This is a genomic window from Gemmiger formicilis (assembly GCF_024462815.1).
Taxonomy (GTDB): domain Bacteria; phylum Bacillota; class Clostridia; order Oscillospirales; family Ruminococcaceae; genus Gemmiger.
This window is the reverse complement of record NZ_JANGCG010000013.1, coordinates 23,863-48,877: the sequence shown is the minus strand read 5'-3', so window position 1 is coordinate 48,877 and position 25,015 is coordinate 23,863. Positions and strand designations below refer to the sequence as shown.

The window sequence follows — 25,015 nt, the reverse complement described above, 5'->3', positions numbered from 1 at the left end:
GGGAGCGCTTGCTCCGCAGGCCGGGGTGGCTTTTTATTGCTTTATTGCACGGTCAGGGCGCGGTGCAGCAGCTGCCTGATGTTGCGGGGCAGGCTGGTTTCCTCACCCTGCACGGCTGTGTAGCACAGCCCCAGCAGGCCGCCCACCACGATGGACAACAGCGCAGTGCAGCAGTATTCGGGGGTCAGCGTGGGGTCAATCTCACCCGCCGCGTGCAGCCGCCGCAGCAGGCCAAGCATCGTGCTGCGCAGCTCCTGTACGCAGTCGGTCATGCCCCCGCATTGCAGCGGGCCATCCGGCGGGCCGCCCAGCGCCTGGGCCAGCATACGGTAGCTGCCCATCCGTTCGGCCACAATATCCTGTAGGTAATCCGCGATGATTTCCTCCAGCTCTGCCAGTGTTGCGCAGTCGGCCATCAGGGCGCGGATGCGTGCATTTTCCCGGGCAAAGCAGTAGACCGCCAGCCCGTGCAGAATTTCATCCTTGGAGGAAAAATACTCGTACACGGTGCCTTTGCCGATGCCCGCGGCATCCGCCAGTTGCTGGATTTTCAGCGCGGCGGGGCTTACCCCCTGCCCGATGAGCTGCAGCGCGGCCTCGTACACGGCTGCCTTCCGGGCCTCATGTACATCAGCTGTCATTGCGCGCCTCCTCTTTCGGTTCGTCCGCGGGTTCTTCTGCGGGCTTTTCCTCCGCATGGGCCGCACGGCTCAAGTCCGGGCGACGCTTTTCCTCGCCGGGGGCGTTGTCCTGCTCTGCGGCGCGGCGGGCGGCAAAGGCAGCCGCAAACTCGGCAGCGTCGTCGGGCAGGTCGTCCATACCGTCATCGCCCACGTCAATATTGACCGGCGGCTTGCGGTAGAACAGGTCATACAGCACCGGCACGATGAACAGCGTCATCAGGGTGGCGTAGCTCAGACCGCCGATAATGACAATCGCCATACCGGTGCCCATCTCGCTGGCCATATCGTTGCCGAACAGCATCGTCACCATGGCCAGCACGGTGGTCAGCGTGGTCATCAGAATCGGGCGCATACGGGTGCGGCCGGTGGCTACCAGCGCATCCTCACGTTCCAGTCCGCCGATGCGCAGCTGGTTGGCGTAGTCCACAAAGACAATGCCGTTGTTGACAACCACGCCCATCAGCACAAGGAAGCCCATCAGCGAAATCAGGGACAGCTGCTCACCGGCAAGGGTCAGGCCAATCATACCGCCGGTGAAGGCCAGCGGAATCGTGAACAGAACAATGAAGGGGGACAGCAGGCTCTGGAACTGCGCCACCATGACAAAGTAGACGAAAACCAGCGCCAACGCCAGCATCTGTGCCATCTGGCCCAGCATCTCGGTGACCTGTGTGGTCTCACCGGCCAGCTCGGCGGTCACGCCGTCGGGCAGCTGCAGCTCTGCCAGCTTCGGCTCCAGCTCGCGGGAGAGCAGCGTGGTGTTGTAGCCCTCCGCCGTCTCGCTGGTCACGCTCAGCATACGGGAGCCGTTCTCGCGGGAAATCGAGGTATAGCCCTCGGTGGTGGTACGGGTGGCAAACTCGCCCAGGGTGTGCGTTTCCTTCACGGTGTTGCCGCTGTCATCGGTGGTGGACGTCTCAAACTCCATGTTGAAGATATCGTCCAGCGTAGGCACGTCTGTTTTATCCACAATTTTGACCGTGTAGCTGTCGCCGCCCGCCTTCAGGGTGGTGGCGGTGGTATCGGTGGTCAGCTTGGCGGCAATCTGCTGGTAGACCTGTGCCACGGTCAGCCCCAGGCGCATGGCCTTGTCCTTGTCGATGCTGATATTCACCTCGGCATCGCTGGCTTCCTGACCGTCCGAGACGTTCTCAATGCCGTCAACGCTCTCCATCAGCGCGGCCACCTGCTTGCCCGCGGTGCGCAAATCCTCCAAATCGTTGCCGTAGAGGTCAACCTGCGTACCGGAGCCGGACAGCGCGCTCATATCCATCATACCGTTGGTGTTCACGGTGACGGTGCAGTCCATATCGGCCGTTCTGGCGTCGATTTCCTTGGCAACGGCCTTGGGGGCGGCGCTGGTGTCCAGCAGGACATAGTAGGTAAAGGTTGTGTTGTCGGTGGTGCCGCTCGAGCCCGCCATCATCATGCTCTCAGAGCCGCCGGACATGGCACCGACTGTCTCAACGCCGTCAATGCCCATCACGGCATCCATCACGCTGTCCGCCGCGGCAAAGGCATCCTCCTTGGCGGTATCGTTGGTCACGTCCACGGTGACGGTAATCTGGTTGCTGCTCATATCGGGAATCATAACAATGCCCATTGTGGCCACACGCCAGACCGAGGCCGCCAGCAGCACCACGGCCAGCGCCAGCGGCACGGCCTTGCGGCGCAGGCAGAAGCGCAGCAGCTTCTCATAGCCGTCCAGAATCTTGTCAAACCACGGGTGCTTGATGTCCTTCTGCTTTTTCAGCACGGTGGAGCCCGCGCAGGGCACCACGGTCAGCGCCACAACCAGCGACGCCAGCAGGCTGAAGGTGATAGTCCACGCCATATCGCTGAGCAGTTCCAGCACCATGCCGGAGGTAAAGACCAGCGGCAGGAACACGCAGATGGTGGTCAGCGTGGAGGAGACGATAGAGCCCGCCACCTGCCTTGCGCCCTGCACCGAGGCGCGGGCTGCCGGGATGCCCCGGTTGCGCAGACGGTAGATATTCTCAATGACAACGACCGAGTTATCGACCAGCATACCGACGCCCAACCCCAGACCGGACAGGGAGAGGATGTTGAAGGTGATGCCGGTAAAATACATCAGCACAATGGCGAACAGCACGCTCAACGGCATACTGATGGCCACCACGATGGTCGGGCGCAGGTCCTTCAGGAAGAGCGCCAGCACGATGATGGCCAGCACAGCGCCCTCGACAAGGTTGGAGAGCACGCTGTTGACAATCAGCTTGATGTAATCGCCCTGGTCCATAATGGTGGTCAGGTGCAGGCCCTCGTTCTCCGCCATCAGCGTCTCCATGGCCGCCTTGCTGGCGTTGGAGACGGTGGAGGTGGACGCCGTGGAGCTCTTGTAAATCGAGAGCAGAACCGCACGGTTCTTGTCCACCTTGGCGTAGGCATCATCGGCGTTGTCGGTCATTTCCACATTGGCCACATCGGCCAGCCGCACATCGCCAATGCCGTCGATGTTGCACAGCACCATATTTTTCAGCTCATCGGCATCGCTGAAGGCGTCGCCGACCTTGATGATATAGCGGTTATTGTCGCCCGCACCGCCCTCGATATAGCCCGCAGGCATCGAGAAGTTCTGGGCGTAAATCAGCTGCTGCAGTGTGGTCATATTCAGCAGCTGGTTGAGGTTTGCGTTTTTCAGGGCCTCCTCGCGGGCGGAGTCATACTCCTCCTGCGCGGCCTCCAGCTGGGTTTTGCCGGCCTCCAGCTGGGTGCGCCCGCTGGATAGCTGGAATTCGCCCAGCTGCAGCTGGGCCTCGCTGCCGCTGAGCAGCAGTTGCACGGCCATATCGGCCATGGCCGGGTCAATGGCCTCATTGCCCAAATCGCCCAGCATCTTCTGCAGCTTGGCGCGCTGGTCATTCAGCTGGGTCAGCAGCTCCTGTGCCTTGGTCAGCTGCTCATTCAGCGCCTGCACAGTCTCGTTCAGCGTCTGCTGCAGCGGCTTCAGGCCGTTGTTCAGCTGGCTTTCGGCCTGCTGGCGGGCCTGCAGCAGCACGGTGGCGTTCTGCAGGGCCAGCTTGGTGGTGGAAAGGGTGGTCAGGTTACTGTTCAGCTCGTTGACGCGGGCGCGGCGGGCGGCGTTGGCGTCAATCACGCTCTGGCAACGCGCCTGCTCGCTGCGGTCATCGTCAATCCGCTGCTGCAGTCTCTCCGCTTCCTCCTGGTTTCCGGCTGCCTCGGCGGCGTTCTTCTGGTCGGTCAGCGAGGCAATCTCCACATCCAGCGTCTGAATCCGGGAGACCATCGCCGTGTATTGGGCGTCCAGATAGGCGGAGGTCTGCTCCACCGTCATATTCTGCTCGAGCAGACCTTCGTTCTGGGCCGTGGCGCGGATGGCAGCGTCCGCGGCGTCAATCGCGTTAATCATGGCGCCCATCTTGGCAAGGTCGCTCTGGGCCTCGGCCAGATTGGCGGGCAGCATGGCAGGGTCATACGCCGCGCCGGAGTCGGCAATGACCTGCTTGCAGCTGGCAAACAGGGCATCGTCAATCGGCAGCGTGACCTCCGGCAGGGTGGTGGTGTTGTTCTTGGCCTCCTCCAGCTTGCGGTTGGCGTCATCCAAATCCTTCTGCAGGTCGGCAATCTTCTTTTCCAGCGCGGGGATTTCCTTGTTCAGCTCGGTGATGGCATCCCGCAGCTGGGTCGTCACATCGGCCTTCTGGCTGTTCAGCTGGGCCTTGCCCGCGTCCAGCTGGGCCTGTGCATCGTCCAGCTCCTTCAGGCCGCTGTTGATTTTGGCCTTATTGGCGTCCAACTCCTTCTTGGCCTCGGCCAGACGGTCGCTGACCTGCACCAGCAGCTTGTCATTGACCTCGTCAATTTTATCCTGGTCCAGCGTAATCTCCACGGTCTTTTCCACAAGACCGGTGGTGGAAATGCTGGCCACGCCGTCCACGCGCTCCAGCTGGGGCAGCACGGTTTCGTTCACATAGTCGGACAGCGCGTAGATGTCCATGCCGTCATAGTCCACGGCCACATACTGGGTGGCCATCATATCGGGGCTGATTTCCATCAGCGTGGGCGTGCCGGCCATATCGGGCAGCGTATCACCGAGCTGGTTCACCGCGGTGCTGGCCTTGACCATCGCGCTGTCCATATCGGTGCTTTCCTGATATTCCATATAAATCAGGCTGTAGTTTTCGTTGCTCTGGCTCGTCACGTTCTTCACGCCATTCAGCGTGGATAGGGCGCTTTCCAGCGGCTGGGTGACGTCCGTCTCGACCTGCTCCGGGCTTGCGCCGGGATAGGTTGTGATAACCAGCAGATACGGCAGATTCATGGCGGGCAGCAAATCGGTCTGGATGCCCATCAGACTGACAAAGCCCAGCACCAGCACCAGTATGACCGCCACCAGAATGGTAAATGGCTTCTTTACACTGTATTTTGGCATGGATACGTTCCCTTTCTCTTTCGACCGACCGGTCGGTCGAGTTTATTATAGCACTATGGAAAGGGGATGTAAAGACAAAAAAATATGCCGTGCGGACATATTTTTGTCCGCACGGCGAAGGGCCATGTTATAAGCCGGATTCCCGCGCAATATCCTTGATGGTCATAAAAAAGGACCTCTTTTCTGGTACAGCCGTTATGACTCCACTATACCAGAAAGAGGTCCAAAAGTCTATAATCAGCCCATCGTGATATTCACCTGCACCGTGCTGCCTGCGGGTGCGGGGGTCAGGACGTTGCCGCTTACCGGCTGGCCGTCCACCGTCATGGCCTTGACGCCCTTCTCCACATGGGCGGCGTTGTCGACCGTGATTTCATAGGTGGCACCGCGCCAGACACGGCGCAGGGTGAAGCCGTCCAGCTCATGCGGGATGCAGGGGTCAATCCGCAGCCCTGCCAGCGTCGGCTGCACGCCCAGAATATACTGGCTCACGTCCACAAACGTCCAGGCGGCCGTGCCGGTCAGCCAGCTGTTCTTGGCCTCGCCAAAGCTCGCGGCATCACGGCCCGCCACCATCTGGCTGTAGACATAGGGCTCGGTGCGGTGGATTTCGCTGATGTCCTCGATGTAGGCGGGGCAGGTCTTTTTGTAGATTTCAAAAGCGCGGTCGCCGTGGCCAACTACCGTCTCGGCGCAGCTGACCCACGGGTTGTTGTGGCAGAAGATGCCCGCGTTCTCCTTGTATCCCGGGGGGTAGCTGGAAATCTCGCCCAGTTCCAGATGATACCGGGTGTAGGCAGGCTGCAGCAGTACAATGCCGTACTTGGTATCCAGCTTGTCCTTCACGCTCTGCAGGGCGGTGACAGCCTCGCCGGACTTCACGCCGATGCCCGCCATCACGCACATACCCTGCGGCTCGATGAAGATTTTGCCTTCCTCACATTCCTCGCCGCCGACCACATGGCCGTAGGCATCGTAGGCGCGGCGGAACCATTTGCCGTCCCAGCCTGCGGTCAGGGCGGCGTGCTCCATTGCAGCGGTCTCTTTGCGCACGTCGGCGGCCTCGTCTGCCTGCCCGACGGCGTCCAGGATCTCGGCCAGGGCGTTGCCGTATTTCACATACATACCGGCGATGAAAACGCTCTCAGCCACGGGGCCCTCGCTCGGGCCGGTGGTCTGGAAGCTCTCGCCCGGCTCCTTGCTGAAGCAGTTCAGGTTCAGGCAGTCATTCCAATCGGCGCGGCCAATCAGCGGCAGGCCGTGCGGGCCCTTGTGGTCGCGCAGATAGCCGAAGCTGCGTCGCAGATGCTCGAGCAGCGGCTGGGCCAGCGCGTGGTCATTGTCGAAATCGACCTGCTCCTCCAGAATACTGTAGTCGCCGGTCTCGCCCAAGTAAGCGTAGACCGCGGCAATCAGCCACAGCGGGTCATCGTTGAAGCCGGAGCCAATGTCCATATTGCCCTTCTTGGTCAGGGGCTGGTACTGGTGGTAAGCGCTGCCGTCGGGGAACTGGGTGGCCGCAATGTCCAGAATACGCTCCCTTGCGCGGGCGGGAATCAGGTGCACGAAGCCCAGCAAATCCTGGCAGGAATCGCGGAAGCCCATACCACGGCCGGTGCCGCTTTCATAGTAGCTGGCCGAACGGCTCATATTAAAGGTGACCATGCACTGGTACTGGTTCCAGATATTGACCATACGGTCGAGCTTTTCATCGCTCGACTTGACAGAGTAGGTGGACAGCAGCCTGTTCCAGTGGTCATGCAGGGCGGCCAGTGCGGCGTCCACCTGTGCATCGGTGGCGTAGCGGGCGGCCATCTCCTTGGCGCGGGTCTTGTTGATAACGCCGGGCGCGGCCCACTTTTCCTCCTCTGGGTTCTCGATATAGCCCAGCAGGAAAATCAGGCTGCGGCTCTCGCCTGGGGCCAGCGTGACGTTAATCTGGTGCACGCCGACCGGTGCCCAGCCGTGCGCCACCGAGTTGGTGCAGGCCCCCTTCTCGACAGCCTCGGGGTTGGCGTTGCTGCGCCAGCCGCCCAAAAAGGCGTCGCGGCTCGTGTCAAAGCCGTCCACCGGGGTGTTGACCGTGAACATGGCGTAGTGGTTGCGGCGCTCGCGGTACTCGGTCTTGTGGTAGATGGCGCTGCCCTCGACCTCGACCTCACCGGTTGAGAAGTTGCGCTGGAAGTTGGTGGAATCGTCCACGGCGTTCCAGAGGCAGAACTCTACATAGCTGAACACGGTAAACGTTTTCGGCGCGTCAGACTCGTTGGTCAGCACCAGCCGGTCAATCTCGCAGTTGTCGCTCACGGGAACAAACAGCTCCAGCTTGGCCGCAAGGCCGTTCTTTTTGCCGGTGATGACGCTGTAGCCCAGGCCGTGGCGGCACTCATAGCTGTCCAGCTCGGTCTGGGTGGGCTGCCAGCCGGGGTTCCAGACGGTATCGCCGTCCTTGATATAATAGTAGCGTCCGTTGGAGTCCGCCGGGACGTTGTTGTAGCGGTAGCGGGTGATGCGCCGCAGCTTGGCATCCTTATAGAAGCTGTACCCGCCTGCCGTGTGGGAGACAAGACTGAAAAATGCTTCACTGCCCAGATAGTTAATCCACGGCAGCGGCGTGCGCGGTGTGGTGATGACGTACTCCCGCGCAGCGTCATCGAAATGACCGAACTTCATAGATATCCTCTCCTTTAACCGGAAATGAAAGCTCACGTCGAAAACGATTAAGCTATTGTCTTTACAATAGCGCATTTTCCGCACAAATGCAAGAGGGTCGTGTGAAAATTACGATAAATTGGCAAATTATACAATTTCAGTCGCTTAATTCTGAACGAAACGTCCGCAGTCTGCCTATAGCTTTCCTTATTATATTATAGCGTTTACGCCCGGTTTTCGCTCCTTCGCACGGTCAACGCAGGGATAACTGTTACATTTTGCTTAAAAAGCAACGAAAATCACAAACGAAACCACCAAAAACATCCCCGCAACTTGTGGCAAAACGCCAAATCCAACGATTTTGCACAAAAATCTAGAAAAAGCGCTTGATTTTCTGGTTGACCTGTTGTATAGTAAAAGCACGAAAACGATTAAGTGATTACAAATCCGCTGGGAGGTGATATTCATGGCATCCATCAAGGACATCGCAAAGGCTTGCGGCGTTTCGGTGGCTACCGTGAGTAAGGCGCTGAACGGCCACAGTGATATAAGTCAGGCCACCAAGGAAAAGGTCCGGCAGGCTGCTGACAAGCTGGGCTATATGCCAAACTCCGCAGCGCGTGCCCTGAAAACCAACCGCACCTACAATCTGGGCGTGCTCTTTGTAGACGATGCCCAAAGCGGTCTGACGCATGAGTTCTTCGCCGCCGTGCTGGACAGCTTCAAACGCCACGCTGAGGGCCGGGGCTATGACATCACCTTTATTAACCACAACATTGGCCACGGCCACTCCAGTTATCTGGAGCATTGCCGCTACCGCGGCGTGGACGGCGTGATTGCCGCCTGCGTCCAGTTTGATGACCCCGAGGTCGTGGAGCTGGCCTACAGCAATCTGCCGCTGGTCACCGTTGACCACGTGTTCAACAACCGGGCAGCCGTTCTCTCCGACAATATGGAGGGCATCCGCCGACTGGTGGATGAGCTCGCCGCCCTCGGGCATGAGCGCATCGCCTTTATCCACGGCGAAAAGCACAGCGCCGTCACCCAGAAGCGTCTGGTCGGCTTCTACCGCGCCTGCGAGGCACACGGCATCACGGTGCCGGATGAATACGTCATCCACGGCAGCTACCACGATGTCTCCGGATGCGCGGACGCCACCCGCCGCCTGCTGGCACTGCCCAAAAGGCCCACGGCAATTCTTTTCTCCGATGATTTCTCCGCCATCGGCGGGATTCAGGCCATCCGCGAGGAGGGTCTGCTGATTCCCCGGGACATTTCGGTGGTCGGCTATGACGGCAGCCTGATTTCACAGGTTATGTCGCCCCAGCTTTCCACCTACCACCAGGACACCGAGGCCCTTGGCCGTGAGGCCGCCGCGCTGCTGATTGAGGAGGTCGAAGCTCCCCGCACAGCGCTGCCGGAGCAACGGCTGATTGCAGGCAGCTTCCTGCAGGGGCAGTCCATCGGCCCACCGCCGAAAACCTAATTCTTTGGCTCTCTGCCCGCAAGAGTGCGGGCGCTGAAATGAAATTTCATAATACGTTTCTTTAGAAGGAGGAAAACACAATTATGAAAAAGGCTGTTTCTTTACTGACCGCGACTGCTATGGCAGCAACCATGCTGGTTGGCTGCGGCGGAGGCGCCGCAAGCTCGTCCGCTGCACCGGCTGAATCCACCTCTACCGAGACCGCCAGCAGCACCGCTGAATCCACCACCGCTGAGGAGGGTCAGGTCCTGAACATCTGGTGCTGGAACGATGAGTTCCAGTCCCGCTTCAACGACTACTATCCCGGCGTCAAGGAAGTTGCCGCGGACAAGTCCACCACCACGCTGGACAACGGCGTGACCGTGAAATGGACCATCAACCCCAACGATAACAACAACTATCAGAACAAGCTGGATGAGGCCCTGCTGAAGCAGGACAGCGCCGCCGCCGATGATAAGATTGATATCTTCCTGATTGAGGCTGACTACGCTCTGAAGTATGTTGACTCTGACTACACGCTGGACGTCAAGAAGGACATCGGCCTGACCGATGATGACCTGAAGGACCAGTACCAGTACACGAAGGACATCGTCACGGTGGACGGCGTCCAGAAGGGCACCACCTGGCAGGCAACCCCGGGCCTGTTCGCTTATCGCCGCAGCATCGCCAAGGATGTTCTGGGCACCGATGATCCCGTTGAGGTCCAGGCCGCACTGAGCGATTGGGACAAGTTCAATGACGTGGCCAAGCAGGCCGCTGCCAAGGGCTACAAGATGCTCTCCGGCTACGATGATTCCTATCGCACCTTCTCCAACAACGTGTCCGCCGGTTGGGTGGACGGCACCACCGTCAAGGTTGACCCCAACATCATGAACTGAGTTGACCAGACCAAGGATTACACCGACAACGGCTACAACAACAAGACCAGCCTGTGGAGCGACCAGTGGGCCGCCGATCAGGGCCCTGCCGGTAAGGTTTTCGGCTTCTTCTACTCCACTTGGGGCATCAACTTCACCCTGCTGGGCAACTCTCTTGCAACCCCGACCTCTGAGGGCGGCAAGGAAGAAGTCGGCAACGGTATCTACGGTGACTATGCAGTCTGCCAGGGCCCTCAGCCTTATTACTGGGGCGGTACTTGGATTTGCGCAGCAACCGGCACTGACAACGTTGCTACCATCAAGGACGTTATGTACTCTCTGACCTGCGACTCCGACATCATGACCAAGATTACCGAGGACACGCAGGACTACACCAACAGCAAGAGCGCTATGGATGCCATCGCTGCTGACCCCAGCTTCGGCTCCGACTTCCTGGGCGGCCAGAACCACATTGCTCTGTTCGCAGAGGTTGCTCCCACCATTGATATGTCCAATGCTGGCCCGTACGATCAGGGCTGCAACGAGACCTTCCAGTCCTGCTTCAAGGATTACTTCGACGGCACCGTTGACCTCGAGACCGCAAAGAGCAACTTCGAGAATCAGATTAAGGTTAAGTATCCTGAGCTGACCAGCGTTGAGTGGCCTGCCTGATGCGCTGACCGCACCGCAAAACTGAATCCATACTTATAACACAAGCCACGCCGGGGGCGGGTCAGCGCCCGCCCTCGGTTTTGTATTGTAAAGGCCCTGCCCTTCGTGGGGCAACGCCCGATAAGGAGGGTGAGACCTGTGAAAACCAAACGTAACGGCATGAGCTACGCCAAGTGGGGCTACATCTTCTTAGCGCCATTCTTTATCACGTTCTTTGTATTCCAGTTCTGGCCGTTGGCAACAACGATTTATTACAGCTTCTTTGAATATTTCCGCAGTGGTCTGAAAGTCATCGGCCCCAACTTTGTGGGCTTGAAGAACTACGCCGCGATGATTCAGGAAGTGCCAAAGTATTTCGGCAACACGATGATTATGTGGCTGATGGGCTTCATCCCGCAGATTGTCATCTCGCTGCTGCTGGCCGCATGGTTTACCGACCTACGCCTGAAGCTACGCTTCCAGGGCTTTTTCAAGACGGTCATTTATATGCCCAACCTGATTATGGCCTCTGCATTCGCAATGCTGTTCTTCACGCTGTTCTCCAACTCGGAGACCGGTCCTATCAACTCCATCCTGCTCAAGCTCGGCCTTGTCAGTGAGCCGGTGCGCTGGCTGTCCAACGTCTGGACGGCCCGCGGGCTGGTGGGCCTGATGAACTTCCTGATGTGGTTCGGCAACACCACCATCATCCTGATGGCTGCCATTATGGGCGTTGACCCCGGCCTGTACGAGGCCGCCCAGCTGGACGGTGCGTCCTCGAACCAGATGTTCTGGAAGATTACCATTCCCCTGATTCGCCCGCTGCTGGTCTACACCCTCATCACCAGCCTGATTGGCGGCCTGCAGATGTTCGATGTGCCGCAGGTTCTGACGAACGGCAAGGGCGACCCCAACGGCTCGACCAACACGATTATTATGTACCTGAACCAGCATCTGTACAGCAAGAACTACGGCACTGCCGGTGCTATCTCGGTGCTGATGTTCCTGATTTGCGCGGTGCTCTGTGTGATTATCTACTTCACCCTCACGCAGGAGGATGACGGTCTGACCCGCGAGCAGCGCAAAGCCGAAAAGGCACGCAAAAAAGCAGCACACGCTGCCGCTAAGAAAGGAGCCTGATGGATATGCCGAATGCGACAAAGCCTGTACAGAACACGGAGAAGGCCCAGCACATCCATGACCCGGCCCTGACAGCCCGCCGTGTGATTGCCTACATCGTGCTGTTTTTCCTCAGCTTTTTGTGCCTGTTCTTCTTCTACGTGCTGATTGTCAACTCCACGCACAACAACTTTACCATCCAGCAGGGCTTTGATCCCATGCCCCGCGGCAGCTTTGGCACCAACTTCTACAACACCACCCACGATGCCAACGTGCCGATTCTGACCGGCCTGCGCAACAGTCTGATTGTCTCTGCGGCCAACGCAGCGCTGTCGGTGTATTTCAGCGCGCTGACGGCCTACGCCATCTACGCCTATGACTTCAAGTTCAAAAAGGCGGCGTTCACGATTATCCTGCTCATCATGACAATGCCGACACAGGTTTCCGCGCTGGGCTTTTTGAACCTGATGGACTCGATGCACCTGACCAACACGCTGTGGCCGTTGATTCTGCCCAGCATTGCCGCGCCGACCGTGTTCTTCTTCATGAAGCAGTACATGGATTCCAGCCTCCCGCGTGAGATTATCGACGCAGCGCGCATTGATGGCTCCGGTGAGTTCAACACCTTCAACAAGGTCATTCTTCCCATCCTGAAGCCCGCCATGGCTGTGCAGGCCATCTTCAGTTTCGTCGGCGCGTGGAACAACTACTTCATCCCCGCGTTGATTATCAACGATGCGAAGTGGAAAACCGTTCCCATTCTGGTTGCCCAGCTGCGCAGCGCAGACTTCCTGAAGTTTGATATGGGCAAGGTCTATATGGCCATCACCGTCGCCATCCTGCCCGTCATCATCGTCTACCTCTGCCTGTCCAAGTACATTGTCCGCGGCGTCGCCCTCGGCAGCGTCAAGGGCTAAAAAGAGCTCTGCCTCTGCATAAGTAAAGTCAGAAATAGCCGGCCTGTGCCATTTGGTACAGGCCGGCTATTTGCAAAATGCAGCAGTATCCCCTATAATAAAGGCAGAACAGTTCACGAAGGCGGAGAGCATATGCTGCGGATTGCGGTGGTGGATGATGAGCCGGCTATGCGGGAACAGCTTTGCGGCTATGTACGGCAGTATGCGGAGGAAAACCATCTGGCGGTGGAGGTAGTGCCGTTTGCAGACGGCGCCGCCATTGCCATGCCGTATCAGACCGGGTTTGACATCATCATGCTGGATGTGGATATGCCGCTGCTGGGCGGTATGCCAACGGCGGAGCGCATCCAGAAAGAGGACAAAAACGTTGTACTGATGTTCATTACCAATATGGCCCAGTGCGCCATCCACGGCTATGAGGTGGACGCGCTGGACTTTGTGGTCAAGCCGGTGAGCTATGCGCCGTTCAGTATGCGGCTGGCGCGGGCGGTCAAGCGGGCGCGGCGGCGCGCCGCCATGACGGTATCGCTGCAGACCGATGACGGGTTGAAAATCCTGTCCGTGAATGACATCCTGTGGATAGAAACCGTCGACCACGCGGTCATCTGCCACACAAAAACGGACTCCTTTGTGGTCAAAAGCAGCCTGCAGAACGCCGAGAAGCTGCTGCAGAAGCATGGCTTTGCCCGCTGCAACAAGTGCTATCTGGTCAACCTGCGGCACGTGCAGGGGATTCAGGGGGACGCCGTGCGGGTGGATGATGTGGAGCTGGAGCTCAGCCGCCGCCAGAAAGCCGCCTTCACCCAGGCCATGTTGGAATATGTGGGGGAGATACGATGAACTTTCCCGCCCTGTTGAGCACCCCGGGGTTGGTGTCCACGCTGCTGCTGTGGGTGTCCATACTGGTATACACCCACTCTTTGTCCCATCCGCCCCATGCCCAGCGCACCATGTTGCTGGTGCTGCCGGTGTTGTTTCTGGTCGGCCACGTCAAGATGGGCCACGCAAGCGGCATTGTGTTGCCTGTACTGCTGGATTTTCTGGGGTACGCGCTCTGTGCGTGGGCCGTGTGGCGCACCGCAAAGCTCACGGTCAGCACCGCCGTTTACTGCGCGGTCTGGGTGGTGATAACCACCTACAGCGCCTATGAAATCTGGCTGCTGCTGTGCTGGGTTCTGGATCTGAACGCAGCCATGACGCCTGTCCAGCTGATAGAGGCCCAGATTCTGTTCACCGTAGCATTTTATCTGCTGATTCGGTTTACTGTGGTGCCGATGCTGCCGCTGGTCGAGGGGTTCCGCATACAGCCGCTGCAGCTGGGCAGTGCGCTGGTGCTGGGGCTCATCTTTACGGTGCAGTTTCAGGCGCTTATGCGGATGTACCGTGGCGGGCAGCCGTTTTCCTCCCGCTATGTGTTCGGCACGCTGCTGATACAGCTCTACTGCCCGGCCATTCTGATGGGGCAGAACGCGGCGTTCGGGCTTTCAGCATTGGGCAGGGAGCTGAAAACCGTCAACGCCCTGTATGAGCGCCAGCGCAGCCAGTACCAGACGGCAAAGCGCAATGTGCAGCTTATCAACAAGCGCTGCCATGATTTAAAAATGCAGCTGGCCGCCGTGCGCAAATCTCTGCCCGCGGATTTCCCGGAGCAGGATTGGTCAGATGCCCTGCGCGCCGTCAACCTGCTGGACCATTGCAGCAACACCGGCAATGAGGTGCTGGACACGGTGCTGACCGAGAAGGCGCTGGACTGCGAGACGCACAGCATCAGCATCAACACGGTGGCGGACGGCAAGGCGCTGGCCTTTATGGAGGCCGCAGACCTCTACGCGCTGTTTGCCGGTATGCTGGACGGTGCCATCGGCCTTGTGGCCAATCTGGAGCCGCCCGATTCCCGCCAGATAGATGTAACGGTGGTGCGGCGGGGGATTCTTTGTCAAGCAAGGAGAACCCCCTATGAGTGAAAACGCAAAGGCTGCGAGTGTCAACCGCGCCAAAACCTATCAGCTGGTTTTGTTCCCGCTGAATAACGGTGCCACGAACGTCTATTATGTTCTGGTGCTTTCCTACATTGCCACATTCGGCAGCAAGGTGCTGGCCCTGTCGATGATTTTCGCCTCGGTCATGGTCACCGGTATGCGCCTGTTTGACGCCGTCACCGACCCGGTTATCGGCGCGCTGATGGACCGCACGAACGGCAAGTTCGGCAAGTTCCGGCCGTTTATGGTCATCGGCAACCTGATTATGGCCGTCAGTATTCTGGTGCTGTACTGCCTGACCCCGCTGATTCCCGACACGATGATGTGGGCGCGCTACGCCGTATTTGTCGGCCTGTACGCAGTCTGGGTCATCGGCTACACCTTCCAGACCAGCTGCACCCGCTCCGGCCAGACGGTCCTGACCAATGACCCCAAGCAGCGCCCGCTGTTCACGATTTTCAACACCGTCGGCTCGCTGCTCGGCATGGGTGCCATGCAGTTCTTTGCGCCGATTCTTGCCAAGAATTATGAGGGCGGTTACGCCTCCGCAGGCTTCTTCCGCACGCTGGCTCCGGTCGGCATTGTAATCTCGATTCTGCTCACCCTGCTGGCCGTAATCGGAATCTGGGAGAAGGACCAGCCCAAGTACTTTGGCATCGGCGGCGAAAAGACCGAGAAAATCAAGGTTGCCGAGTATGTGCAGATTATCAAGGAGAACAAGCCGATGCAGCGCCTGATGGTGGCCGGTGCCGGCTGCAAGCTGGCGCTCTCCATCGCCTCCAACACCACCGTGCTGTGTATGCTGTACGGCTGCATGATGGGCAACTATGATGGCCTGTACCTGCCTATGATGGTGCTGGGCTATGTGTTCAGTGTGCCGTTCTTCCTGCTGACGGTGCGCACCAGCCAGAAGCACGGCCAGAAGGCCAGCCTGATGCGTTATGTCAGCGTGGCGCTGGTCTGCTATGTCGGCGTGCTGGTGTTGCTGCTGCTGTGGGGCCACGGTGACGGCTTTACCCTGAGCCTGCTGGGCGAGGGTGGTCTCTCCATTAACCTGTACACGATTCTGTTTGTCCTGCTGTTCGGCATCGGCTACGGCGCGTACTACGCCACCGCCGATATGCCGATTCCGATGGTAGCTGACTGCTCTGACTATGAGACTTACCAGTCCGGCAAGTACATCCCCGGCATTATGGGTACGCTGTTCAGCCTGGTGGATAAGCTGGTGTCCAGCCTGTCCGCCACTGTGGTCGGCGTGGCCGTCAGCTTTATCGGGCTCGAAAGCCTGCCCACCCAGTATGACCCGTACACTCCGGGCATGAACGTGGTGGTTATCGTGCTGTTCTGCGTCATTCCGATGATTGCATGGGCCGCCACCCTGATTGCCATGAAGGGCTACAGCCTGACCGGCGAGAAGATGAAGGAGATTCAGGCCGTCAACGCCTGCCGCCGCGACGCAGTGGCCGACGGTATGAGCCTTGAGGACGCCATGCAGAAATACGTCACGATGGCGGACGTACCGGAAAGCTACGTTTCCTAAACAAAAAAGCTGCGTTGAGACATTTGAACTGCACCCCATTTGTTAGACAGTGCTTGGCGTGGGTGCCGATGACGATCTGGTACTGGCCGCCGTTCTCCATCACCTTGATGACGGCGGGCATCTCGGAGATTTGCTGTGTGACCTCCGCCGAGGGGGTCTCCTTCAGGACAAGGCGCGGACGAGTGGCACAGTTTGCCGCACTGATGATGTTTTCCGGGCCGACAGCCTCGCGGATGTCCGCGGCGAGCTTGGCATAGTCACGAATTTTCGTAGCCATAACAGTGATTCTTCTTCATAGTGTTTTTAACGGAGTGGGTAGAGGATATTCCGTTCCCTGCGCGCTTTGGGAACTGTCATCAGTATAGCCGAAAAGTCTGCGTTGTCAGTAGTTTTGGGTCGTAAAAAACAGCACGCGCCGCAAAGCAACCTATTTTTTGCGGAAAGCGTGCTGTTTTTTGTGTAGTATTACTCATTCGGGCGGTTGTGCACACGCCGTGCCAGGGACTCCAGAAGATAGACCGCCTGGATTTGTGACGAATAATCGTAGTTTTCGGCTTCGTTGCGGCGCATGGTTGTGTAATAAGGCAGCGTCAGGTCGCAGAGCTTGACCAGCGTGATGGGGTAAAATGGGTCTGACACGCAGAGCGCAAATTTGCCCAGATTGGAAAAATACCGCACACCGTAGCTGGCAATGCTGCCGGAATTGCCGATGCCCACCATAAAAATGCGCTCCATGCGGGCAATGATGGCCGCGGCGTTTTCGAGCTTTTCCTGATAGGCCGGTGTGCCGACCCGCCAGAAAAAGGTCTGCAGCTCACTCAAGGAATCGGGGATGTCCTTGTCGCGGGCGTTGGTGCCGCCCTCCTCCTTCAGCTTCCATTTGAACTGCGAGAAGCCCTCGCACCCCATCTTTTTGCAGAAATGCAGCACGGTGGTGGTGGAAACGTGCGCCTCTGTGGCAAGCTCCCGGATGCGCATATAGGGGACGGCGGAGCGATGCTCCATAACATACTGGTAGACAAGTATTTCCAGCTCGTTCAGGCTTTTCAGCGCCTGTGCAGTGAACCATAGGCAGGCTCCTTTGTTGTAGAGGGATAGAGGCCGCGGCCCTGCTTTAAAGGTAGCATCCCGGCAGGAAAATGTCAACCGGCGGCGCAGATTTTGTCTTGTGCCTGCGGCGGCGCGGTGGTATACTTTGGGGGTGGGGCCAGACCGCCCCACCGGAATCATCAAGCAAGGAGGGTGCCGAGATGAAGCTGGTTGTCTGCTTTCCGGGTATTGGCTACCACTGTGATAAGCCGCTGCTGTACTACAGCCGCAAGCTGGCGGCTACCGCCGGGTATGACCACGCGCTTCTGCTGCAATACACCTGCCAGAAGGACGGTCTGCGGGAGAATCCCGCCGCCCTGCGCGCCGCCTTTGACGCCCTGTACACGCAGGCCGAAGCCCAGCTAGCCGCGGTGGGCTGGGCACAATATGACGATGTGCTGTTTCTTTCCAAAAGCATCGGCACGGCCATTGCCTCCGCCTACGCCCAAAAGCACGCCGTGCCCTGCCGCCACGTGCTGTACACGCCGCTGGCCCTGACCTATGAGTTTGCCCCGCAGCACGCGATTGCCTTCCTCGGCACCGCCGACCCATGGAGCGATGTGGACGCCGTCACCGCGCAAAGCCGCGCCAACGGCACGCCGATAACCGTCTACGCGCAGGCAAATCACTCCCTCGAAACACCCGACACCCTGCGAAATATACAGATTTTGGGGGAGGTTATGCAGAATACGGCAGACTTTCTGCACGGCTGTGTTCCCCGCACCATGCCATAGCCCGCCGCCCCACCGAGAATGAACCCGAGAATTACCCCCTGCAGAGAATTGACATTCCTCGCGGGAGCTGTTATAATAAGCTGTACAGCCAATCGGCACCAGTTGTACCGTGCCCGACCGGCCCCGCAGCAAAACCGAATATGCAGACGTATCGAAGCGGTCGTAACGAGATTGACTCGAAATCAATTTGGCAGCAATGCCACGTGGGTTCGAATCCCACCGTCTGCGCCAAAAGCAGCACCTTGCGGGGTGCTGCTTTTTGTTTTTGCGGCAAACTTTGCAAGGGCGCGGGAAAATCCACCGGTCGCACGAAAAAGCGCATTGCAATGTACTTTTGCAATGCGTTTTTTGTCAGCGTTCGAAGTTTAGAATAATTTTAACAGCGTATCATCCGCCGCATCGGTGTACTTTCCTTTTGCCAGCTTTTCATTTCTCAGTTGATTTACAGTGGTACGCATAAGGCGAATTTCCTCTGTGGAAAATGTAACGCATTTGTTTGAATAACCTTATAGCAGAGAAACTTCTTTCGAAGTGTACTTGTGAAAATGCCACGCAAGGATAACATAGAATCGGTATCACTCGCTGATAATTTTCTGATAAATAATGCGAACGAGTGAATCCGGTTCAAACCAGTCGCCCCTTGAAAACTGTAATTGACCCTTAATCGTGATCTTGGAAATGGCAAGATCTTTTGTAAGAAGCCCCTTCTTTACATCTTGCTTTTCAACAACGATTTGTGTAAAGCCGGCATCGGAGAATTCCTGCATAACGTCCTGATAACTTCTTCCGATGCATTTCTTAGCCGAATCGGGAGTTTGGATTCTTCCGTTGTGCAGCGCAGTAAGCTCTTCGGTACTAAGAGGCTCATAGTAAGTGATCATTATTTCAGAATCACTGCGATGCCAAGAATCCTTTTCAAAACTATTGCTTTCGCCTATACTGACAGAAATGACCTGCCCACTCTTTGTAAAAAGCCCTTTTTCAGAGGTCTTGACTGTTTTCACAGAGATAAATCCATCGGATTCAAAAGCGAATTTTACTTCATTGAAATCTTTTCCGATGTAAAATTTAGCGGATTCTCTCACCGGAATTTCTCGACTGGCGGGAGAAAAATCACTTTCAAAGGAGTTCTCATTTAAGTATGACTGGATTTTCCTGAATTGCTCTGTGTCAGACCATTCGTTACATTCATACGCACGAAGAGCGGTAAGAGGATGGTCATATTGACTGAACATTAAAAATTCTAAGGTTTTATCCCACGTTGAATTGGCAACGAGTTCTTTGTAATCTTTTGCCTGTTCCATAAACGCAGACACGCTGGCATCGGCAACAATATCCTTGTCATAACCGGCAAAGCGCATACAGACCTCTACCATCTTATCTGGCGCACCATCATAAAGAACCGCAGCTCTATCTGCGGAAAACTCGCTGCATCTCATCCAATAGGCAAAAGCAATTTGAAGAGGTGCTGTGATTAGAGAGGAAAGACCGGGTAGTTGAAAAGCACCACTCAAAATCAGCCTGCCCATCGTGGTATAAAGAACATGGTGACAAGCTATATGTCCGCACTCGTGAGCAAGAACAGTTGGAATCAATTCATCCGGCAAGGTTTCAAGTAGCCCCGACGTCATCACGATAAAGGGCTTTGTATCTCCGCTGGTATACGAATTGGGAGAAACATTCAATTCGATATATAAATCAGGAACCTCAATGCCAAGTTTTTTGCAAATAGGTGGAAGCATATCATAATACTTGGACATTTGATTCTCGCCTAGCCGTAGACGCGAGGACATATTAGATAGCTGATACTGACGTTCGTTCCAAATGCTCATAAATCCCTTCAAAAGCGGTGCGAAGCCCGGAATGGATTTCAATGCCTGTAGTGCCGCCTTGTCTGAGTCGTGCATGAAAACGCTTGTGTTCATTGCCATTTGAAGTATCCTCCTCTTTTATGGAATCATCCTTCTTAAGAATAGCACAACACGACACGAAATACTAGACCTTTTCAAATTAACGGAACGCAAGATTTTGAATGTTGCCATACAATTCTTACCGTCCGTCCACATAGGACACGGAATTGATAACGAAGTGGTTGTGCAGGTTATCCGTATTCATATGGGTGGCAACCAGCACTTGGAAACGCTTGCCCCAGACCTTGCGTGCCAGCGCCACGCCGATTTCGTGGCACTGCTCCGGGGTTACCTCGCCCTCGCGGAAACTCTGGTAGGCATGGAGCGCCACCACGCCGTCTGTTTTACCAAAGCGTGCCTGTACAGCCCGCATATCTTCCCACGCATGGTCTGCCCTGCAATGGATGCCGGTGACAAGCTGGGCGCTCTCGTTCAGCTTGGTCTTGGCATCGTTCTCTGCATAGTGCAGCGTTTGGGCAAGGGCATCGTATTCGGTTTTGTCCGGGTTGGCGGCATAATCAAGGACGCGCTGTAAGCTGTCCTTAATCGTCCAGATCTTAGTTACCGCCAATGAGCAGGTCCCTTATTTCATCTGCACAGGCTGTAATTTTAGCACCTGCACTCGGTTGACAGTTTTCTGCCATTTCATCAATCTTATCCAACACATCAAATACCTCCTTGGGCGGGTGTCCACCCGGTTCATATCCCAGCGCCCGCTGGCGTAAGTATTCCGAGAGCGACAGCCCGCATCGTTTAGCCATCAGCGTCATTTTTCGTTTCTCTGTGACGCTGACGCGAACATTGATTCCAACGCTGCGTTTTCTCATGCGCCAGCGGCCTCACAGGGGTTCGGGGCTGTCCCCGTAGGCTTTTCGGCGGGTTGCCCTGTGGCAACACTTCGCCCATGCTTGCTCTCCTTACGCGACCCTTGTGACGCTAATGACGCTGATGACGCTGTTTGTGAGATATCCCATTTGAAAAGCTGGGTTATGTCAATTTCAGCGTCATTAGCGTCATCTGCGTCATTTCCGTCACGAGAGAACTTCATCTGCCGCGCCTGCGAGGTGCGGTGGGTTTCATAGCGGATACCTCTTGGGGTGAATACGGTATCGTAATGCTCCACGATTTTCCGGGTCAGCTGGTGGGGCAAAACGCCCTCAATATCGGCTGCAGAAAGCAATTCGGTAGCCGTGCCTTGCCATGTTCCGACACTATCGATGTAGTCAGCCACTTTCCAAAGGTAACTCGGCACAGCCTTAGCGATAATTTGTTCGGTGCTTTCTTCCTCATCCAGTATCCAAACGCAGTTTTCTTCGTGCAGACGCAGCGTTTTGTTATCCATATCGCGCCCGGTCACCAAGATGCTGGCGGTCTGGCTCATACGCTTGCGCTGCATGACCCAGCTGGTATCGGACGCGCCCATCAAACCGTTGGAGCCTGCAATCTGCTGGAACGGATCATCTGCGGCTTGTTTGCGCAGATGGTGGATCAGCAAAATGCAGACATTGTACTTATCAGCCAGTGCCTTCAACGCACTGATTTCCTTGTAATCGCTGGCATACATACTGTTGTTCTGGTCGCTGGAGCGCACCTTTTGTAAGGTATCGATGACGATCAGCCCGGTATCCGGGTGCTGGTAGATAAAGCTGACAAGCTGTTCCTCCAGCCCCTGCCCGATGCTGCTGCATTCCGTCTGCATGACCAGCCGTTCGGGGGCTTCTTCGCTGCCCACAAGCTGGAGAAGGCGCTTTTGCAGGCGGTTAAAGGTATCCTCCAGCGAGAGATAAAGCACGGTGTGCGGCTCAATTTCGCGTCCCCACATAGGCTTTCCCTGCGCCACCTGCAAACACAGCCACAAGGTTAGCCAGCTTTTGCCCGCTTTGCTGGGGCCGGCAAACAGCGCAAGACCGGCGGGGAGCAAATCAGGGATGATCCACTTGACCGGCGGCAGCGGCGTGGAGAGGAGTTCTTCGGCGGAGATCGTTTTCGGAAGTTTTTCATAATTCATTCGCATCGTCCTTTCTGTTTTGGTATATATCTATTATCTCATACTATCGTCGTTTTGTGTGTAGTAAGTTTTACTCTCTAGTGTTAAGTTGTACGGCTCACGCTGCCACACAGCCCCACAAACGCGCCAAACGGCGGGTCTGCGGGTGATGTCGCGTCCGTGTGCGACGCGGGGCATCCGCCCCACACCGGGCGGATTTGGGCGGTTACTGCAAGTGAATCAGAACTGATTCACTTTTATGCCTTACGCTCTGGAAAGTGAATCAAATCTGATTCACTTGCAATAAATTCCCCGAAAGTATACGGTTCTGATTCCCTACTTTTATTAGACTGGAAAATGTGAATCGGTTTCGCATACTTTCGGGATAACTTTTCGATTTACAGCTGCATTTGTCCACTTTGCCCCAGCTGCGGGGACGACTTGCAAGGCTGCCGTTCGGCTGCAACGGCATCATGGGTATTTTTACCCCAGCCAGGTTCTCTGCCTGCCGCCCTCATTGTGTGAACTATGACTGGACGGAAGTATCTTTACGACCACATCTGTCATTGCGCTCCACTCCGCCACGGGGTGTTTACCAGAGACTGAATCGCTCGTGCCCGGTGGCAGTCATGGCGCGTACTCTGTCTGCGCTGCCGTACTCGTAAGTTGACGGCAATGTGGTGAATGTACCTTGCTTGTCGGATATGCAGTTTTCAAGGTGCCGAATCTATTTGAGACGGGGAGGTGCTCTTACCAGAATCAAGGCAGCTCCTACGCGCTCACGCGGGTCTGACCGCACGGACTTTTCAGAACATAATTGATCACATTGATTTTTGGGATTTTGTAGGCGTTTCCCAGCCGGATGCAGCTGATTTCGCCCTCCCCCAGCAGATCATAGGCCGCGTGGCGGCTGATACCCAGCATGGCTTGCAGATCCTTGACCGTTACAATGTCCGGGTACTCCGCAAACATGAGCTTGTACATTTCCCTGATTTCTTTACAATCCATTCGATCACCATCCTTACATCAGTATTTTGCCTTCGCTTGCAAGCGAAGTATACATATAAGATACTTCGCTCACGAGCGAATGTCAATAGAAGTCACAAAAAATTCATTTTTCGATTTTTCACTTGCGCTTTCATGTTATGGTGTGCTACAATAGAGAAAATTTATTGGAGGGCTTTTTTCATGGAAGTAGGTCAAAAAATCAAACTAGTACGACTTCATAGAGGTCTGACACAAAAACAACTGGGTGACCTTCTCAATCTTGGGGACGGCGGCGCGAATCGAATCGCACAATATGAAATAGGATACCGTGTTCCCAAGCCATCTCTACTGAAGGAAATCGCAAAAGTTTTGGATGTCAAGGAAGAAACATTTTTCGTAAGCGACAAGTTTCTTCCGGATATTCTGCGGACAATTATGTGGTATGATTTTGAACATAGAAGATCTTTCAAACTGGCTGAAACCACGCTTGATGCTTCGATTGCGCCGATAGAAAGTAAAACAATCGAACTGCGCGGCAACGCCTGCACCACATGGGGCGACTCAATCGCACCCGCAACCGTACTGTGGGTGAATGTACCACTCTTTAATGACCTCATGAAGGAGTGGCTTACCCGAAAGCAGGAACTTGCCTCCGGCACTATCACAAAATCCGAGTATCTCGAATGGTTGCTCCAATGGCCCGCTTCCTCCGATATGGCCGGGAAGCGCGAACCGAAAAGAAAATGGAGAAAAGCCAAATAAAAGGTATCACCGCGTTCCATAACCATCCATAAAATCATATACCAAGAAAAGCACACACGACCAAATCCGCTGAAAAAATCAGATGGATTGGTATCGCGTGTGCTTTCCTTAGTTTTAGATGATTTTGTGTGAGGATCCTATTTGCGGCTGTTATTCATTTTCCGTTTTATAATATGTCTGCTGTTCCAACAGAACATCCAACATTTTATTTACGCTTACCAGAGGATATTCTTAAGTGAAATCCTCAAATTGCCAGACGGTGTCTGGCAATTTGAGATGTCGCACCACGGTGGAATGCTGTTAACTTTTGATAAGAATTATGGAATTGAATTATCTTATTAGAAAAGCGGTATAATTATTGCAGAACGATAGCGTTCGGATTACACGCCGTGAAAAGACTTTGTCGCAATCATATCTTAACTATTAGATTTTCCAGTCAGTGTCTGGAAAATTGAGTTTGATGCCACATTCTATTTTGTGAGGGCATGCATTCAACATTACCGATTGTGGAAATTCTACATTGCTGATACAGTGACCTGTAAATTCTAGGCGGCGCTAATTATCAATTAAGTCTTAATCTTGTCGTTTCTTGCCTAATGGCTCGCTCTGCCCCGCATTCAATCTATCTAACAAGATATCCGTAATGCAGCATCTGGCGGCGTATAAGAGCTTCGCAGCGGTCACATATCTCTTGGCTGTATGCGATTCGATAGCTGTCGATGAGCACCTTTACATCGTTTGTGTTAAAGTTGAAGTGAAGCTGTATACCGTATAATTCCTCTGCCGCATCAAGCTGATCATCAAAATATCTCGATAAAGACTTGACTTCAACGGCCTTTAGACAATCCTCTAAGCTGCGTTCAAGAGGAAAATCCATATTGGTATTCAACGGTACGATCACCGGCACCCCCGCGCTTGCCACCGGCAGCGGCACGGAGAACGACCCCTATCAGATTTCCTCCGCCGAGGGGCTGAAATGGTTCCGGGATAAGGTGAATAATGCCAAAACCCCAGATGAAACCAAAATCTGCGCTGTGCTGACTGCGGACATTGATTTGAATAATGAGGAATGGACGCCCATCGGCCCGAGTGAATCCAGTGCCTATACCGGTACCTTTGACGGGCAGGGACACACCGTCAGGAATCTGAGCATAACCGGCGATGTCAAGCGCGCCGGTCTGTTCGGCTGCGTAATAGGCGGTGCCATCCGGAAACTGACGGTGGCAGGCTCGGTGTCATGTACTGTTG

At 55.8% G+C, this 25,015-nt stretch carries 19 protein-coding genes, 1 tRNA gene and 1 pseudogene; 10 read left to right on the top strand and 11 right to left on the bottom strand.

What is annotated here, in order from left to right; genetic code table 11:
• Positions 1 to 41 precede the first annotated feature (41 nt).
• The 3 genes from NE623_RS11000 to NE623_RS10990 form a co-directional block, all read right to left on the bottom strand.
• Positions 42 to 641, bottom strand: coding sequence for a TetR/AcrR family transcriptional regulator (locus NE623_RS11000; protein WP_256272486.1), 600 nt, complete (start codon positions 639 to 641; stop codon positions 42 to 44).
• Positions 631 to 5,097, bottom strand: a complete 4,467-nt coding sequence (locus NE623_RS10995) for an efflux RND transporter permease subunit (protein WP_256272487.1) — start codon at positions 5,095 to 5,097, stop codon at positions 631 to 633. The genes NE623_RS11000 and NE623_RS10995 overlap by 11 nt, the downstream gene beginning before the upstream one ends.
• A gap of 237 nt (positions 5,098 to 5,334) precedes the next feature.
• Positions 5,335 to 7,770 carry a GH36-type glycosyl hydrolase domain-containing protein gene (locus NE623_RS10990; protein WP_256272488.1) on the bottom strand — a complete coding sequence of 812 codons (2,436 nt, stop codon included), beginning with the start codon at positions 7,768 to 7,770 and terminating at the stop codon, positions 5,335 to 5,337.
• Between the two features lie 445 nt (positions 7,771 to 8,215).
• Here NE623_RS10990 and NE623_RS10985 point away from each other — a divergent pair, with 445 nt between their 5' ends.
• The 7 genes and pseudogenes from NE623_RS10985 (at position 8,216) to NE623_RS10955 (ending at position 16,298) form a co-directional block, all read left to right on the top strand.
• The gene (locus NE623_RS10985) at positions 8,216 to 9,235 is read left to right on the top strand and encodes a LacI family DNA-binding transcriptional regulator (protein WP_256272489.1); all 1,020 of its coding nucleotides are present in this window, start codon (positions 8,216 to 8,218) and stop codon (positions 9,233 to 9,235) included.
• An 83-nt stretch (positions 9,236 to 9,318) separates the two neighbouring features.
• Positions 9,319 to 10,764: pseudogene (locus NE623_RS10980) on the top strand (carbohydrate ABC transporter substrate-binding protein).
• A 159-nt stretch (positions 10,765 to 10,923) separates the two neighbouring features.
• Complete coding sequence (locus NE623_RS10975) at positions 10,924 to 11,883, top strand: carbohydrate ABC transporter permease (RefSeq protein WP_256272527.1); 960 nt, start codon at positions 10,924 to 10,926, stop codon at positions 11,881 to 11,883.
• A 5-nt stretch (positions 11,884 to 11,888) separates the two neighbouring features.
• Positions 11,889 to 12,779, top strand: coding sequence for a carbohydrate ABC transporter permease (locus tag NE623_RS10970; RefSeq protein WP_256272490.1), 891 nt, complete (start codon positions 11,889 to 11,891; stop codon positions 12,777 to 12,779).
• Between the two features lie 132 nt (positions 12,780 to 12,911).
• On the top strand, positions 12,912 to 13,619 hold the full coding sequence (locus NE623_RS10965; protein ID WP_256272491.1) for a LytR/AlgR family response regulator transcription factor: 708 nt from the start codon (positions 12,912 to 12,914) through the stop codon (positions 13,617 to 13,619).
• Positions 13,616 to 14,743, top strand: coding sequence for a hypothetical protein (locus NE623_RS10960; protein ID WP_256272492.1), 1,128 nt, complete (start codon positions 13,616 to 13,618; stop codon positions 14,741 to 14,743). Before NE623_RS10965 ends, NE623_RS10960 begins: the two co-directional genes overlap by 4 nt.
• Positions 14,736 to 16,298, top strand: a complete 1,563-nt coding sequence (locus NE623_RS10955; protein ID WP_256272493.1) for an MFS transporter — start codon at positions 14,736 to 14,738, stop codon at positions 16,296 to 16,298. The genes NE623_RS10960 and NE623_RS10955 overlap by 8 nt, the downstream gene beginning before the upstream one ends.
• On the opposite strand, the gene NE623_RS10950 is transcribed toward NE623_RS10955, so the two are convergent.
• Positions 16,261 to 16,575: a PTS transporter subunit EIIB gene (locus NE623_RS10950; protein WP_256272494.1), complete on the bottom strand. Its 315-nt coding sequence runs from the start codon at positions 16,573 to 16,575 to the stop codon at positions 16,261 to 16,263. The genes NE623_RS10955 and NE623_RS10950 overlap by 38 nt on opposite strands.
• Before the next feature lie 188 nt (positions 16,576 to 16,763).
• Positions 16,764 to 17,528 (bottom strand): MurR/RpiR family transcriptional regulator, encoded by a 765-nt coding sequence (locus tag NE623_RS10945; RefSeq protein WP_256272528.1) that lies wholly within the window; start codon positions 17,526 to 17,528, stop codon positions 16,764 to 16,766.
• A gap of 20 nt (positions 17,529 to 17,548) precedes the next feature.
• Here NE623_RS10945 and NE623_RS10940 point away from each other — a divergent pair, with 20 nt between their 5' ends.
• Positions 17,549 to 18,121 (top strand): alpha/beta hydrolase, encoded by a 573-nt coding sequence (locus NE623_RS10940; protein ID WP_256272495.1) that lies wholly within the window; start codon positions 17,549 to 17,551, stop codon positions 18,119 to 18,121.
• Positions 18,122 to 18,263: 142 nt separating this feature from the next.
• Positions 18,264 to 18,352: transfer RNA gene (locus NE623_RS10935), tRNA-Ser, on the top strand.
• A gap of 344 nt (positions 18,353 to 18,696) precedes the next feature.
• On the opposite strand, the gene NE623_RS10930 is transcribed toward NE623_RS10935, so the two are convergent.
• The 5 genes from NE623_RS10930 to NE623_RS10910 form a co-directional block, all read right to left on the bottom strand.
• Entirely contained in the window at positions 18,697 to 20,052 is a 1,356-nt protein-coding gene (locus NE623_RS10930) for a M48 family metallopeptidase (RefSeq protein ID WP_256272496.1), read from the bottom strand.
• A 118-nt stretch (positions 20,053 to 20,170) separates the two neighbouring features.
• On the bottom strand, positions 20,171 to 20,602 hold the full coding sequence (locus tag NE623_RS10925) for a relaxase/mobilization nuclease domain-containing protein (protein ID WP_256272497.1): 432 nt from the start codon (positions 20,600 to 20,602) through the stop codon (positions 20,171 to 20,173).
• Entirely contained in the window at positions 20,589 to 20,858 is a 270-nt protein-coding gene (locus NE623_RS10920; protein ID WP_256272498.1) for a plasmid mobilization protein, read from the bottom strand. The genes NE623_RS10925 and NE623_RS10920 overlap by 14 nt, the downstream gene beginning before the upstream one ends.
• Entirely contained in the window at positions 20,855 to 22,039 is a 1,185-nt protein-coding gene (locus NE623_RS10915; RefSeq protein ID WP_256272499.1) for an AAA family ATPase, read from the bottom strand. Before NE623_RS10915 ends, NE623_RS10920 begins: the two co-directional genes overlap by 4 nt.
• Positions 22,040 to 22,789: 750 nt before the next feature.
• Positions 22,790 to 23,026, bottom strand: coding sequence for a helix-turn-helix domain-containing protein (locus NE623_RS10910; RefSeq protein ID WP_256272500.1), 237 nt, complete (start codon positions 23,024 to 23,026; stop codon positions 22,790 to 22,792).
• Between the two features lie 180 nt (positions 23,027 to 23,206).
• Between NE623_RS10910 and NE623_RS10905 the strand changes: the two genes are divergently transcribed.
• Entirely contained in the window at positions 23,207 to 23,767 is a 561-nt protein-coding gene (locus tag NE623_RS10905) for a helix-turn-helix domain-containing protein (RefSeq protein ID WP_256272502.1), read from the top strand.
• 622 nt (positions 23,768 to 24,389) lie between these two features.
• Here NE623_RS10905 and NE623_RS10900 read toward each other — a convergent pair.
• Positions 24,390 to 24,701 (bottom strand): hypothetical protein, encoded by a 312-nt coding sequence (locus NE623_RS10900; RefSeq protein ID WP_256272503.1) that lies wholly within the window; start codon positions 24,699 to 24,701, stop codon positions 24,390 to 24,392.
• Positions 24,702 to 25,015 lie beyond the last annotated feature (314 nt).

Excerpts from the sequence above, each read along its gene's own strand:
- NE623_RS11000 (WP_256272486.1), bottom strand. The coding sequence starts at position 641 with ATGACAGCTGATGTACATGAGGCCCGGAAGGCAGCCGTGTACGAGGCC.
- NE623_RS10995 (WP_256272487.1), bottom strand. The coding sequence starts at position 5,097 with ATGCCAAAATACAGTGTAAAGAAGCCATTTACCATTCTGGTGGCGGTC.
- NE623_RS10990 (WP_256272488.1), bottom strand. The coding sequence starts at position 7,770 with ATGAAGTTCGGTCATTTCGATGACGCTGCGCGGGAGTACGTCATCACC.
- NE623_RS10985 (WP_256272489.1), top strand. The coding sequence starts at position 8,216 with ATGGCATCCATCAAGGACATCGCAAAGGCTTGCGGCGTTTCGGTGGCT.
- NE623_RS10975 (WP_256272527.1), top strand. The coding sequence starts at position 10,924 with ATGAGCTACGCCAAGTGGGGCTACATCTTCTTAGCGCCATTCTTTATC.
- NE623_RS10970 (WP_256272490.1), top strand. The coding sequence starts at position 11,889 with ATGCCGAATGCGACAAAGCCTGTACAGAACACGGAGAAGGCCCAGCAC.
- NE623_RS10965 (WP_256272491.1), top strand. The coding sequence starts at position 12,912 with ATGCTGCGGATTGCGGTGGTGGATGATGAGCCGGCTATGCGGGAACAG.
- NE623_RS10960 (WP_256272492.1), top strand. The coding sequence starts at position 13,616 with ATGAACTTTCCCGCCCTGTTGAGCACCCCGGGGTTGGTGTCCACGCTG.
- NE623_RS10955 (WP_256272493.1), top strand. The coding sequence starts at position 14,736 with ATGAGTGAAAACGCAAAGGCTGCGAGTGTCAACCGCGCCAAAACCTAT.
- NE623_RS10950 (WP_256272494.1), bottom strand. The coding sequence starts at position 16,575 with ATGGCTACGAAAATTCGTGACTATGCCAAGCTCGCCGCGGACATCCGC.
- NE623_RS10945 (WP_256272528.1), bottom strand. The coding sequence starts at position 17,528 with ATGATTCCGGTGGGGCGGTCTGGCCCCACCCCCAAAGTATACCACCGC.
- NE623_RS10940 (WP_256272495.1), top strand. The coding sequence starts at position 17,549 with ATGAAGCTGGTTGTCTGCTTTCCGGGTATTGGCTACCACTGTGATAAG.
- NE623_RS10930 (WP_256272496.1), bottom strand. The coding sequence starts at position 20,052 with ATGGCAATGAACACAAGCGTTTTCATGCACGACTCAGACAAGGCGGCA.
- NE623_RS10920 (WP_256272498.1), bottom strand. The coding sequence starts at position 20,858 with ATGAGAAAACGCAGCGTTGGAATCAATGTTCGCGTCAGCGTCACAGAG.
- NE623_RS10915 (WP_256272499.1), bottom strand. The coding sequence starts at position 22,039 with ATGAATTATGAAAAACTTCCGAAAACGATCTCCGCCGAAGAACTCCTC.
- NE623_RS10910 (WP_256272500.1), bottom strand. The coding sequence starts at position 23,026 with ATGGATTGTAAAGAAATCAGGGAAATGTACAAGCTCATGTTTGCGGAG.
- NE623_RS10905 (WP_256272502.1), top strand. The coding sequence starts at position 23,207 with ATGGAAGTAGGTCAAAAAATCAAACTAGTACGACTTCATAGAGGTCTG.